Genomic DNA, 12,573 nt, shown 5'->3' with positions numbered 1-12,573 from the left:
CGATAATCCGCCGCTCCAGCACAGGTTCTGTTCCCCATGCGCACGAATGAGGCCCTCGACAGCCTGTCCGACATGGCGGTGTTCGCGCGCGTGGTGGCGGCCGGCAGCTTCTCCGCCGCGGCGCGCGGGCTGGGGCTGACGCCCTCGGCCGTGAGCCGGCAGGTGGCACGGCTGGAACGCGCGCTGCGCGTGCGCCTGCTGGAGCGCTCCACGCGCCAGCTGCGCCTGACCGAGGCCGGGCGCGCCGCCCATGCCCGCTGCCAGCAGCTGGAGAGCGCCGCGCGCGAGGTGTTCTCGCTGGCCGGCGATGCCGACGGCGCGCCGCGCGGGCTGGTGCGCATGAGCGCGCCCAAGGCCTATGGCCGGCTGCGCATCCATCCGCTGGTGCCGGCCTTCCTGGCCGCGCACCCGCAGGTGGACGTGCAGCTGGTGGTGACCGACCGCACGGTGGACCTGTTCGCCGAGGACATCGACCTGGCCGTGCGCATCACCGACACCCCGCCGCCGGGGTTGGCGGGCCGGCCGCTGGAGACCGTCGAGCACCTGGTCTGCGCCAGCCCGGCCTACCTGGCGCGGCGCGGCCTGCCGGAGCACCCGCGCGAGTTGGCCCAGCACGACTGCATCGTGCTGGGCGAGGACGAGCGCGACCGGCACTGGCGCTTCGAGCGCGCCGGCGGCGGCGAGGCGGCCAGCGCCAGCGTGGCGGTACGCGGCCGCTACCAGGCCAACCACTCCGAGATGCGGCGCGAGGCGGCCCTGGCGGATCTGGGCATCGCCTCCCTGCCCGGCTTCACCGCCCGCCCCGCGCTGGAGGCCGGCACGCTGGTGCCGGTGCTGACCGGCTGGCGCCACGTCACGGCCTACTCCGGCACGGCCTGGCTGCTGTACCCGCCCAACCGTTTCCTGCCGGCGCGCGCACGCGCCTGGATCGACCACCTGGCCGCTGGCCTGGCCGCGTCCTGAGGCATGCCCTTGGCGTCCTGAATGCCGCGACGGCCTGCGCCGCTGGCAGCCCGAGCACGCCCAAGCGGCCCGCCGAACCGGCTGGCGGCAGGCCGACCCGCCACAGCTGCACACCGAGGCCAAGGAGGAAAGCGGCGCGGGCGGTCCTTCGCCCGCGCCGTGATCCTAGAAACTGAAGACCAGACCGAAATCCACGCCGTTGACGCCATAGCCGCCGGCATCGCCCGCGCCCTGGTCGGCCGAGGTCGCCTCGTTGCTGTAGGCGATGGTGCAGGTGCCGTTGCGCTCGTTGCGGATGTGGGCGTAGTCGGCATAGAGGTAGGTGCGCTTGTCCAGCGTGTGCTGGTAGCCGATGCCCCACTTGCTGCAGACGTTGTCCACCGCGGCGGAATGGCGCCTGTTCCAGGACGCCTTCCACAGCCCCTTCTCGCCCATCGGCACGGTCACGCCGAACAGGTAGCCGGTGTGGTCGTCGTAGAAGCCCAGCGCCGGCGACACCGGCGATTCCACCGTGGTGCGGTCGCGGTAGGCCCATAGCTTGAGCGGCCCGAAGTCGTAGCTGGCCGCGGCCACGTTGACCTTGAGCCGGGTCAGGCCGGGCACGCGGTTCCACCACTCTTCCTCGTGGTCCCAGGTCAGGCTCAGCGGGCCCTGCTTGTAGGCCAGGATCACCGCATACACCGGGCTGCGCGCGTCGTGGTCGCTGACGCCGTTGAGGTTGGGCGTGTAGGCCAGCGTGGCGTTGAGGCCCTTCCAGCTGGGCGTGACGTAGGCCACGGCCTCCTCGGCGCGCGAGGTCACCACCTGCAGGGCGCCGCCGGCGGCCACCGAGCGGCCCTGGAACGGGTCGAAGGCCTTGAGCACCGAGGCGCGGCCGCCGTCGATCTTGCCGGCCAGCAGCGTGCCCCACTTGCCGGTCGCGCCCAGCCAGGTGTGGCGGTTCCAGTAGGTGTCGCCGCCGCTGCCGTAGTCGTGCTGCCCGGTGTAGTTGATGCCCAGCTCGGACTCGCCGATCAGCGTGACGCTGTCGTTGAGCGCGTAGGCCAGCTTCAGGCCGACGCGGCTGCCGTCGGAGCCGGCCGCGCTCTGGATGTCGTGCTCGGTGCCGTTGTCGGGCACCAGGCCGTTGCCGCCGCCACGGCCGACATAGCCGATATCCAAGGTGCCGTAGAAGGTGACACTGGCCTTGCCGTCGCTCCATTTGAGGGCGGAGGCGTCTTCTTGCTGGGCGTGGGCCAGCGGGGCGGCCGACAGGCCGGCCAGCAGGGTGGTCAGGGCGCATGCGGTTCTGCTGTACATCGCGTTCTCTCCGGAAGATGGGCAAAGCGATCCCGTGGCACCGGCGCCAGGGCCGGACCAGGACGTGTGGGGGGCGGGGTGTCGTCCGGCGCGCAGGCGCGGACGCAACGCGGGGCCGCCCCGCGTGCGCGGGACGCAAAGACCTCCTCTGCGGCCTGCCGCGTGGGCGGGCCGGGCATGGGTGGGCGGGATGTGGTGGCCCGCGCGCGGTCAGCGGCGCGCGGGCGCGGCGGTCATTCCATTTCGAGCATGAAGTAGAGCCGGGTGCCGATATCGGCCAGCAATCGGTCCTGGTGCCGGGCCAGCTTCAGCCCGGTCAGGCGGCCGATCTTGGACAGCCGGTAGGCGATGGTTTTCTGATGGGTGCCCAGCGACAGCGCGGTGGCCGCCTGCGAGCAGTCGCATTCGAAGAAAGTGCGCAGCGTGCCCAGCAGCATCTGCCGCGAGGCGTCGGGTTCGGCCATGAGCTCGCCGAGGATCTCGCGCGTGACCCGACGCACGTCGGCCTCGCTGCGCAGGTTGATCAGCAGGCCGAGCACGCCGCTCTCGCTGTAGGCGGCGACCGCGCCGTTGCGGCGGTAGCGCGCCACTTCCAGCGCGATGGAGGCCTCGCGCAGATGCGAGGGCAGCTCGCGCATGTCCGCGCACGGGCCGCTGAGGCCAGCGGCCAGCGACAGGTGCGGCACGCGCGCGGTGACCTCGCCGATCATGCGCAGCGCCAGCACGCGCAGGCGGCCGGTGTCGCCGGCGCGACACAGCATGCGCAGCTGGTTGCCGCGCACGCCGTGCAGCAGGCTGGCGCGGCCCAGCTCGCTCTGCTGGACGGCCTCGAGCAGGGCGTCGCGATCCTCCTGGTCCAGGCTGTCGCTGTTGAGCGTGGCCAGCAGCACGCAGGCCGGGCCCTTGAGCGCCACGCGCAGCTCGCGCGCGCGGTCCAGTGCGGCGGCGCGCACCTCGTCGCTGCCCTCGAGCAGGTCCCACAGCACTTCCTGCAGGGTCTGGGCGCGGGCGCGGGCCATGTTGCGCCGCTCCAGCAGGTGCATGGCCACGGCCAGGCAGACGTGGCTGAGCACCAGGCGGGTGGACTCGGCCGGCTCGGTGGCGCCGTACCAGGCGATCCAGCCCAGCATCTCGCCGCCGGCCAGGATCGGCTGGGCGTAGAGGTAGCCGTCCTGCAGCGGTTCGAGCACGCCGTTCTCCGGCGTGCCGGCCACGTCGCCGACGATGCGGCGCACGCCTTCGAGCAGGCGCTCGCCGCGCTCGCCCTGGCTGGGGCGGGCGACTTCGACGGCCAGGTCGCGGTCGAGCACGATGATGGTGCCGCCGGTGTGCTGGGCGGTCTCGGTGGCCACCGCGGCCAGCGCGCCGCCGCCGAGCATGGTGTTGACGACCTGCTTCTGGAAACGCGCCGAGTCCTCGATGGCGCGGATGCGCTGGGCCAGCTCGGTGTTGGCCTCGGCCAGCCGTGCGGCGGCGCGTGCGCGCGACTGCTGCAGGCGGGCGTTGTCGATGGCCAGCGCGGCCAGGCCGGACAGGGCCAGCAGCAGCCCGTGATCCTGCTCGGTATACAGCGAGGGGCGGCGGCGCCAGACCTCGAGCACGCCGATGATCGCCTCGCGCGCGCGGATCGGCACGGCCAGCGCCGAGCGCACCTTCTCCAGCCGCGCCAGCGGCATGAAGTCCTGGCTGATCGACTCGCTCTCGATGTAGTTCTCCACCCCGCACGGCGCATCGGTGGCCAGCGCCTGGCCGGCCACGCCGACGCCGGCGTGCATGCGCAGCTTGGCCGTCTCCACCGAGAAGTGGCCCACGCTGCAGCGCATGACCAGCTCCTCGTCCTCCAGCATCAGCACGCCGCAGATGTCCGAGGCCAGCAGGCGCTTGGTCTCGTGGGTGACCAGCAGCAGGATCTCGTCCAGGTCGGCGCTGCGCAGGATGCGGGTGGCCACGTCCTGCAGCACCTGCAGCTCGTGGGCGTTGCGCGCGGCGCTCTCGTGGCGCTCGGCGATGGCGATGGCCAGGTCGACGTAGCGCGCGGCCAGGGCCATGGTCTGCAGGTCCGGGGCGGTGGCGATGCCCTCGATCCAGGCCACGATGCTGCCGGCGCGCACCGGCAGGGTGAGGCGATTGCCCTGCAGGGTCGGCTCGGACTGCGCGTCGCGCGGCGCGGCAGGCCAGCCTTCCTCGCGCGGGGAATCCAGCGCCACGTCCAGCTGGTGCCAGTCGCGCCAGCCCACCGCCGATTGCAGCAGGATGCGGCCGCTGCGCCCGCCGGCCAGTTCGGCCAGGCTGTGCTCGGCCTCGGCGAACACCGCCTGCAGCCCGTTGTCGTGCAGCGCCGACAGGCGCTGGGCGAACAGTTCCAGCCGCGCGATGTCGCCGGCCTGGCCGGCCTGGGGCATCCGGGTCCGCTGGCGCACCACTTTCAGCTCCGCCTTGCTCATCGTCGCCTCCCTCGGTTGCCAGGCCAGGCTCAGCCCTGGGCGGTGGCCTGCTGACCCAGCATCAGCCGGATCAGATCGCGCTGCTCATGCGGCACGCTGAAGCGATGCACGCCCAGGCGCAGCAGTTCGCCGGCCAGCTCCGGCAGCACCTGCGCGCCGCAGGCAGCGCCCAGCGGTTCGCCATTGTGCCCCCGGGCCTGGACCAGCGCCTGCACCAGCGCGCGCAGGAACGGGCGCAGCCGTGCGTCCGGCCGCGCGCTGATCGCGCCCTGGGCCACGTAGGCATCCAGCACCGCCCCGGCCACGTTGGGCACCGAGACCGAGCCATAGGCCGAATGCACCAGCTCGTCCATGTCCAGCCAGACCTGGGCGCCGCCCACCAGCATGGCCGGGGCCTGCTCCAGCGCGGCCACGTTCTGTACCAGCACGCCGGGCTCGACCGCGGCGAAGGACGCGGCCGCCTCGCGGAACAGGCGCCATTCGCCGTCCTCGACCAGACCGCCCAGCAGCACGGTGATGCGGCGCCCGGCGGCGCGCGCGGCCGCGTCCAGGCCGCTGAGCCAGGCGCGGATATAGGCCGGGTTGCCCATCGGCAGGAACAGGTGCGGGTCGAACTCCTCCCAGTCCGGCAGCAGCACCCGGGCGCGCGCCGAGGCGACCACCGGGATGCGCACGTGCAGCGGGCGTTGCCCGGCCGCGGCCAGGGCCGGCGCGGCCAGCGCCTGGGCGATGTCGGCCAGCGCCTGTTCGGCCTGGGCGCCGCCGCCGCGGCCGACATCGCGCACGCGCTGGGCCATGTCCTGCAGCCGGCCCAGGCTGCCGGCGATGTCGGTCAGCGACACCACGCCCAGGCCGGGCGCGGCGCTCGCGCCCAGGCCCTGGCTCCAGACCTGCGCGCCGCTGGCGGCCTCGGCCGCCTGCAGCAGGCGCTCCAGCCCGTCGCTGGCCTGCTCGGGCGCGGCCAGGGCGATGGCCTGCGCATAGACCTCGCCGCTGCCGCCGTCGATGGCGATGGCATCGCCTTCGTACCAGGTGCGGCCGGCGGTGGAGAAGGTGCGCGCGTCCGGGTCGATGACCAGCGCCTCGCAGCCGACCACGCAGGGCTTGTCCAGCGCGCGCGAGACCACCGCGGCATGGCTCAGCGCGCCGCCGCGCGCGGTCAGCACGCCTTCGGCGGCGAGCATGCCGCGGATGTCCAGCGGGCTGGTGGTCGGGCGCAGCAGCACGACCTTCTCGCCGGCCGCGGCGCGTTCGGCGGCGCGGTCCGAGTCGAGCACCGCGATGCCGCTGGTCTGGCCCGGCGAGGAGCCGATGCCACGCGCGATCGGCGTAGCCGCGGCCAGCTGGGCCGGATCGAACACCGGCCGCAGCAGCTTGCGCACCTGATCGGCGCTGACCCGCGACACCGCGGTGGCCGCGTCGATCATGCCCTGTTCGACCAGGTCGGCGGCGATGCGCACGGCGGCCTCGGCGGTGCGCTTGGCCGGACGCACCTGCAGCAGATACAGCGTGCCGGCCTGCACGGTGAACTCGATATCCACCGCGTCGCGGTAGAGCGCCTCCAGCACGTCCGCATACCCATCCAGGCGGCGGCGCAGCTCCTCGTAGCCCGGCTCGTCGCGCGACAGGTCCACCGGCGTGGCCGCGCCGGAGACGATGTCCTCGCCCTGGCGGCCGACCAGGTATTCGCCGTACAGCGCGGGGGTGCCGTCGTTGGGATTGCGCGAGAACGCCACGCCCGAGCCGGAGTCCGCGTCGGCGTTGCCGAACACCATCGCCTGCACGGTCACCGCCGTGCCCAGGTCGTGCGGGATGCCGTGATGCTCGCGGTAAGCCTTGGCGCGCGGGCTGTCCCAGGAACGGAAGACCGCGGCGATCGCCTCGCGCAGTTGCTCGGCCGGGGCGGTGGCGGTGCTCTCGGCGCCCTGCTCCTCCAGCCAGGTCACCACGGCCTGCTCCAGGGCGGCCAGGTCGAGCGCGCCGGACTCGGCCCGGGCACGCACCGGCGCCAGCGCCTCGACGAAGTCCTCGCCGTCCAGCCCCAGCACGATCTCCGAATACATCTTCCAGAAGCGCAGCCAGGTATCGATGACGAAGCGTCGATCGCTGCCCTGGGCGATCAGCCATTCGGCCGCGGCCGCGTCCAGGCCCAGATTGAGCACGGTGTCCATCATGCCCGGCATGCTGACCTGGGCGCCGGAGCGCACCGAGACCAGCAGCGGCTGCGCGCCGGCGCCCCCACCGAAGCGGCGGCCCAGTGTTTCGCCCAGCGCGGCCACGGCCTGGTCGACCTGCGCGTGCAGGCCGCGCGGCAGGCGCCGGCCGCCTTCGGCGAAGGCGCGGAAGGCGTCGGTGCTGACCACGAAGGCCGGCGGCACCGGGATGCCGGCGGCGACCATGCGCGCCAGGCCCGTGGCCTTGCCGCCGAAGCGCCGGCTGTCGCTGGCATCCAGCGCCGCGACGTCCCAGACGAAGGCGTCGGTGTGCATGACGGCGGCCTCAGACATCGCGCGGCCGCCCCACCACGGCCAGCACATCCTCGTGGAACTCGAACCAGATGTTGTGCATCGAATCGACCGTGGGCCGGCACACGAACTCGCTCTGGCCCTGGTCGGCCTTGGCCATCGCGCGGGCGAAGCGGTCGGCATAGCGCTGGTAGCGCGGGATGTCGTCGGTGACCTGGCCGAGCGCGCGGATCATGCGCTCGACCAGCTTGGTCATCTTCTCCTGCGCGCGCGCATCGCCGCCGGAGGTCTGCCAGTCCGAGACGGCCTTGATGAACTGCGGATTGAGCGTGGCCTCGAAACGCTCGTACCAGGCGATGATGTCGCCCTGCTCGCGCAGCGGCGCGTAGGTCTGCCGATAGAACGCCAGCACCTTGGCGGTGCCGGGCTCCATCAGCAGCCAGGACCCTTCCATCCCCAGCACCGCCTCGGCCTGCGCTTCCTGCGTCAGCGCCTGCTCGACCGACGCCAGCGGCTGCCCGGTGACCTCGGCCACGTGGGCGGCCGTGGCCATCTTGCGCAGGTAGATGGCGTTGAGCAGCTCGAAGCGGTCCGCGTCGGGCACCGACGCGGCAGAGGTGGGGATCTCGGGTAACGCGTGCATCGCTTCAGCTCCAGAAGTACTTGGACCGGCGCAGGTCGGTGCCCTCGGGGAAGGGCAGATAGCCCTCGCCGGAGAAGATCTTCTGCGGCACCACCGCCTGGGCGAAGCCGCGCTTGTTGATCTCGTAGTAGTAGTTGGCCACGCGCTGGTCGATCTCCCAGAAGTCGTAGTCCACGCACGCCTTCTCGTAGGTCCCGGCCAGGCGCAGATGCGGCAGGATCATGTCGATGTAGTAGGTGTACATGCCATTGGTGATCAGCTGCCGCCGCGACATCCGCGCCAGCTTGGAGTACAGGCCGAAGGTGGCCTGCTGGATGCCCTCCAGGCGCTTGCCCAGGTCCTTGATCGGCACCTGGTAGACCTCCTCCATCGGCGTGTTCCACTTCTCGCGGGCGAACACCGCGCCGCCGACGATGGCCTCGATGTAGTTCTTGGGCCGGGTGAAGGTGGTGGAGATGTCGTTGACGCGGATCTCGTCGAGCTTGAGCAGCGCCGGGTCGATCACCAGCAGCAGCGAATAGGCGTGCGGCACGCCGTTGGCGTCGCACACATCGCTCCAGTGATAGATCTCCTCGTTGGTGAACAGGTCGCGGATGATCATCAGCTTGCCGTCGGGCAGCTCGTAGGGGCCGGTGTCGCCCAGGCCCAGGCGGTTGTCGAAGTGATCCAGGAACGCCAGCAGCTCGGCCGAGGCGTTGAACTGGGTGAACTGCGCGTGCTGGTCGCTCTCCGGCTCGAACCACTCCACCTGCGAGGCCAGGCGCTCGATCACGTCGGCGTCGTGGATGGCGCAGCGATAGCGATCCTGCGAGTTGAGGATGTAGCCGTCCTGGCGCTTGCCCCACAGCACGCGCTGCATGAACTTGAGGATGGTGTTGCTCTCCTCGACGTAGTCGTTGGGCTTGATCGCCTCCAGCGCCAGCAGGCCGCAGCGGCCCATGCCGAAGCCGACCGCGCCGATGCACCAGTCGTGCACCGCGTTGACCTTGATGCCGATCTCGCGCTTGGCGGTGGCGCCGATCCGCATCACGCCCTCGGCGCCCACCTCGTCGGTGGTCATGCGCAGGATCTCCGGCCAGCGGTAGAACTCGTTCATGAAGGCCAGGATCTCGTACTCCTGGCGCGGGATCATGCCCGACACGCCCTCGGTGGCGCGCATCACCAGCACGTCCCAGATGTTCCAGGCCAGGTAGTTGTTGAGGTCGTTGAGTTCGTCCAGCGTGAACTGGTCGCGCAGCACGTCCTCGCGCGAGACCTTCTCCAGCACGCGGCTCTTGGCGCGGCTGCGCATCACGCGGTCGCCGATGATGCCGTCCGCGCACCGGCTCCATGCCCTTGAAGTTGCCGACGTAGGTCAGGTCCTGGAACCGCAGGCCGTCGTCGTCGGGGGTGTAGCGCTTCTTGTAGTTGCTCATGTGTGGATCCTCCCGGATACCGGCGATGGGGTCAGGCTTCGACGACGCGGCCGAACTCGGCGTCGGTCACGTCCAGGCGCACGCGCTTGCCTTCCAGGCGCTCGATCATGGCCTTGAAGTGCGCGTCGTTGTCGCCGCCGGTGACGTAGCGGGCATCGCTGTCGAGCAGGTAGGTGGTCATGATGCAAGGCATCTGGAACTCGCGTGACAGGATCCCCAGATGCGACTCCGGCGCGCCGGACAGGGTGATCACGCCGATGGCGCCCATGCTGATGGCCGGCGAGAGGAAGGTCGTGGTGCCGCCCTGGACCAGCAGGATGTGCTGCTTGAGCTTGCCGCTCTGGATCAGCTTGATCACCGACTGCGGATTGGGCAGGTAGATCACCTCGCCCTCGGGCGACTTCTTGCTCTCGAAGCTGTTGTAACCCTGTGCGATGACACTCATCGTTGTTCCCTCCCAGGAACGCGTATTGGGATCGGCCGCCCGCGAGGGCGTCCTACGAAGTGGGGTGTTTCTTGCCGGCGATGCGGGTGACGGTGGCGCCGCCGTCGGCCGGCGCGGGCGAGGCATGGCCGGCGGCGTCCTGCGCCTGGATGGCGCGGATGGAAGGGGCCAGCCAGGACAGCAGCTCCTGCGGCCAGTGCGCGATGGTCTCGGCCCCGGCGTCGCGCAGCGCGCCGGCCTCGTGCAGGCCCCAGGTCACGCCGATCACGCGCACGCCGCATTCGCGCGCATGCAGCGTGTCGCCGACGGTGTCGGTGACCAGCACGACTTCGTCCGGCGCCAGGCCGCGCGGCGACTTCTCCTCGTAGGCGTCATGGCCCTGGCGGCGCGTGGCATAGGACGGGTCGGCGAGGAACTTGCGGATCGCCTCGCGCTTGTCCGGCTCGATGTCGCCGCCGAAGATGTGGGCAAAGTACGACTCCAGCCCCGATTCGCGCACCACCCGCGCGATGGCCTCGGTGCTGTTGGTCGAGACGATGCCCAGCACCATGGTCTGGGCCAGCGTCTTGACCACATCGGCGATGCCCGGCACCAGCGGCGGCGCGTACTCACGGCGCAGCAGCTCCAGGAAGTGGGCGATGGCCGCATCGCGCTTGGCCTGGTCCGGCACCAGCTTGGCCAGCGAGACGAACATGTTCTCCTTGAACACCGCGAAGTATTCCTCGCGCGTGTCGATGCCCAGCGCGAACTCCCGGTTGGTACGCTCGAACAGCACCCAGGACGACTCCCGCGTCTGCACCAGCGTGCCGTCGAGGTCGAACAGGACGGCGCGGACGGGGGTGGGAGCGTTCATGGGCCTGGGCGTCCTCAAGGCTCAGGCGTGGATCAGGCGGCGGGTGCGCGCGTCGGCGTTGAGCCGGGTCAGCGCAGGCAGTTCGAAGAATTCCTGCAGCTCGCCGTAGCCCACCTCGCCATTGACGTCCCAGCGCGCCAGCACGTTGAAGCCCACCGTATTGGCATAGCACTGCCAAGGAAAACTGGTCATGCCCTTGCCGCGCAGCTTCCAGACCCGATCCTCGCTGTCGGTCAGCTCCAGCTCGACGGTGTCGGCATAGCGGTCGACCTTGCGCAGCACCTTGCCCTTGCCGGCCTTGAAGCCGAAGACCTGGCCCCGCTCGACCACATAGCCGTGGGTCAGCGACAGCGCGCCATCGTCCACGGCCGGGTCGAAGCCGAAGATCGCGTGCACGGCCAGGTCCTTGGACACGTGCGCGTGCAGCCAGGACATATTGGGCGCGCCGCGCTCCGGGCGCGGGCCCCAGCTGTGGTCCATGGTCGACACGCAGTCGATCGGGATCTGTTCGCCGCGCAGCACCACCTGGCCTTCGAAGTGCCCGCTCTGGTCGAAGTGGCCGTTGTAGGCCGTGCCCCAGGCGAACTTGCCGGCCGCACTGGCGGCGGCCACCATCGGATCCTGCTCCGGATCGTGGATGTCGAAGGGCGGCATGATCGCGCGGTAGGTCACGTCGATCTTCAGCTGATCGGCATCGTCGAAGCGGATGTGCCAGGCCATGTTGGGCTCCAGCGTCTTCACCCGCAGGCCGTTGGGCAGGCTGTAGTCGAGCAGGTCGCAGTCGGCCGGCATCGGGATCGAGGCCTGCCAGTCCACATAGTCGGCTTCCCACGGCGTCACCGCGAAGCGGCTGCTCACGCAGATCGAGGAATTGACCGTACGCAGCTGGGTGCGGAACAGCGCGTAGACGCCGATGTTGATCCCACGCTGCGCATTGTAGAAACCGAAGTAATTGGTCTCGGCCCACAGCGGCTTGTCGGCGTCGGGGGCGTGGAAGCGGGCGTCTTCGGGCTTGATCATGGGGCAGGCTGGGGTACGGTTGCGGCGTGGGATCAGGCTATGGGTTGCTTGCGCGGCTGCACATGGCTGGTGGGGACAAAAACGCGCGCGTGGCTTGCCGTGGTGGATTGTGCTGTGCAGCGTGGGATTGCCTTCTCGCATCGGGAGACGGCGCGGGATGTCCCTCTCCCACCAAAAGGCGGCGCTGGATTTGCGTTGGCGCATCGGGATGGCGGCATGGGGGCTTTCCTCGCCATCGAGAACTGGCGGCAGATGTCCCTTCTCCCATCGGGAGAAGGTGCCCCGAAGGGGCGGGTGAGGGTCCGGGCGAAGCCCGCCCCTTCTTCGACCGCATGAGGCTTCACCCGCGTCCTCACCCCTCTCCCAACGGGAGAAGGGCGCAAAGCTCACAGCGCCAGGTCGTAATGCGCGGTGGTGCGCTCGCGCACGTCCTGGGCGCTGACGTCCGGCGCAAGCTCGATCAGCGCGAAGCGGCCGCCGCGCTCGCGCGCGAACACGCACAGGTCGGTGACGATCATGTCCACCACGTCCTGGCCGGTCAGCGGCAGCGTGCATTGGGTCAGGAACTTGGGATCGCCGTTGCGCGCGGTGTGCTCCATCACCACCACGATGCGCTTGACCCCGGCGACCAGGTCCATCGCGCCGCCCATGCCCTTGACCATCTTGCCGGGGATCATCCAGTTGGCGATGTCGCCGGTCTCGGAGACTTCCATCGCGCCGAGTACGGCCAGGTCGATATGGCCGCCGCGGATCATGGCGAAGCTGTCGGAGGAGGAGAAATAGCTGCTCGACGGCAGCTGGCTCACGGTCTGCTTGCCGGCGTTGATCAGGTCGGCATCCACCTCCTCCGGATACGGGAACGGGCCGATGCCGAGCATGCCGTTTTCCGACTGCAGGGTGACCTCGATGCCGGCGGGCACGAAGTTGGCCACCAGCGTGGGAATGCCGATGCCCAGGTTGACGTAATCGCCATCGCGCAGCTCGCGCGCGGCGCGCGCGGCCATCTGCTCGCGGGTCCAGGCCATG

At 70.6% G+C, this 12,573-nt stretch carries 10 protein-coding genes; 1 reads left to right on the top strand and 9 read right to left on the bottom strand.

From position 1 onward, the window contains the following. Positions 1-36 precede the first annotated feature (36 nt). Positions 37-963, top strand: a complete 927-nt coding sequence (locus tag QE438_RS14910) for a LysR family transcriptional regulator (protein ID WP_307184102.1) — start codon at positions 37-39, stop codon at positions 961-963. 165 nt (positions 964-1,128) lie between these two features. Here QE438_RS14910 and QE438_RS14905 read toward each other — a convergent pair whose 3' ends face one another. The 9 genes from QE438_RS14905 to QE438_RS14865 all read right to left on the bottom strand — a co-directional run bounded on the left by QE438_RS14905 (position 1,129) and on the right by QE438_RS14865 (position 12,572). Continuing rightward, on the bottom strand, positions 1,129-2,262 hold the full coding sequence (locus tag QE438_RS14905) for a porin (RefSeq protein ID WP_306994584.1): 1,134 nt from the start codon (positions 2,260-2,262) through the stop codon (positions 1,129-1,131). Positions 2,263-2,495: 233 nt separating this feature from the next. Then, positions 2,496-4,706: a GAF domain-containing protein gene (locus QE438_RS14900; protein ID WP_306994586.1), complete on the bottom strand. Its 2,211-nt coding sequence runs from the start codon at positions 4,704-4,706 to the stop codon at positions 2,496-2,498. A 29-nt stretch (positions 4,707-4,735) separates the two neighbouring features. Continuing rightward, the gene (locus QE438_RS14895; protein WP_309735065.1) at positions 4,736-7,213 is read right to left on the bottom strand and encodes a pyruvate, phosphate dikinase; all 2,478 of its coding nucleotides are present in this window, start codon (positions 7,211-7,213) and stop codon (positions 4,736-4,738) included. Continuing rightward, on the bottom strand, positions 7,206-7,814 hold the full coding sequence (locus tag QE438_RS14890) for a hypothetical protein (RefSeq protein ID WP_306994590.1): 609 nt from the start codon (positions 7,812-7,814) through the stop codon (positions 7,206-7,208). The genes QE438_RS14895 and QE438_RS14890 overlap by 8 nt, the downstream gene beginning before the upstream one ends. A 4-nt stretch (positions 7,815-7,818) precedes the next feature. Continuing rightward, positions 7,819-9,105 carry a hypothetical protein gene (locus tag QE438_RS14885; RefSeq protein ID WP_309735060.1) on the bottom strand — a complete coding sequence of 429 codons (1,287 nt, stop codon included), beginning with the start codon at positions 9,103-9,105 and terminating at the stop codon, positions 7,819-7,821. Positions 9,106-9,260: 155 nt separating this feature from the next. Beyond that, positions 9,261-9,674: a PEP-utilizing enzyme gene (locus tag QE438_RS14880; RefSeq protein ID WP_130524124.1), complete on the bottom strand. Its 414-nt coding sequence runs from the start codon at positions 9,672-9,674 to the stop codon at positions 9,261-9,263. Positions 9,675-9,726: 52 nt separating this feature from the next. Beyond that, positions 9,727-10,527: an HAD family hydrolase gene (locus QE438_RS14875; RefSeq protein WP_130524125.1), complete on the bottom strand. Its 801-nt coding sequence runs from the start codon at positions 10,525-10,527 to the stop codon at positions 9,727-9,729. A gap of 21 nt (positions 10,528-10,548) precedes the next feature. Next, a complete protein-coding gene (locus QE438_RS14870) occupies positions 10,549-11,547 on the bottom strand; it encodes a hypothetical protein (RefSeq protein WP_286575968.1) in 999 nt (332 codons plus the stop codon). Positions 11,548-11,933: 386 nt separating this feature from the next. Beyond that, positions 11,934-12,572 (bottom strand): 3-oxoacid CoA-transferase subunit B, encoded by a 639-nt coding sequence (locus QE438_RS14865; RefSeq protein WP_306994592.1) that lies wholly within the window; start codon positions 12,570-12,572, stop codon positions 11,934-11,936. Position 12,573: the final 1 nt, after the last annotated feature.

Source organism: Pseudoxanthomonas sp. SORGH_AS_0997, assembly GCF_031453535.1.
GTDB lineage: Bacteria > Pseudomonadota > Gammaproteobacteria > Xanthomonadales > Xanthomonadaceae > Pseudoxanthomonas_A > Pseudoxanthomonas_A winnipegensis.
This window is presented reverse-complemented; position numbering and strand designations above follow the sequence as displayed.

Coding starts and splice junctions, on each gene's coding strand:
- QE438_RS14905 (WP_306994584.1), bottom strand. CDS start 2,262: ATGTACAGCAGAACCGCATGCGCCCTGACCACCCTGCTGGCCGGCCTG.
- QE438_RS14870 (WP_286575968.1), bottom strand. CDS start 11,547: ATGATCAAGCCCGAAGACGCCCGCTTCCACGCCCCCGACGCCGACAAG.
- QE438_RS14895 (WP_309735065.1), bottom strand. CDS start 7,213: ATGTCTGAGGCCGCCGTCATGCACACCGACGCCTTCGTCTGGGACGTC.
- QE438_RS14890 (WP_306994590.1), bottom strand. CDS start 7,814: ATGCACGCGTTACCCGAGATCCCCACCTCTGCCGCGTCGGTGCCCGAC.
- QE438_RS14910 (WP_307184102.1), top strand. CDS start 37: ATGCGCACGAATGAGGCCCTCGACAGCCTGTCCGACATGGCGGTGTTC.
- QE438_RS14885 (WP_309735060.1), bottom strand. CDS start 9,105: ATGCGCAGCCGCGCCAAGAGCCGCGTGCTGGAGAAGGTCTCGCGCGAG.
- QE438_RS14880 (WP_130524124.1), bottom strand. CDS start 9,674: ATGAGTGTCATCGCACAGGGTTACAACAGCTTCGAGAGCAAGAAGTCG.
- QE438_RS14865 (WP_306994592.1), bottom strand. CDS start 12,572: ATGGCCTGGACCCGCGAGCAGATGGCCGCGCGCGCCGCGCGCGAGCTG.
- QE438_RS14875 (WP_130524125.1), bottom strand. CDS start 10,527: ATGAACGCTCCCACCCCCGTCCGCGCCGTCCTGTTCGACCTCGACGGC.
- QE438_RS14900 (WP_306994586.1), bottom strand. CDS start 4,706: ATGAGCAAGGCGGAGCTGAAAGTGGTGCGCCAGCGGACCCGGATGCCC.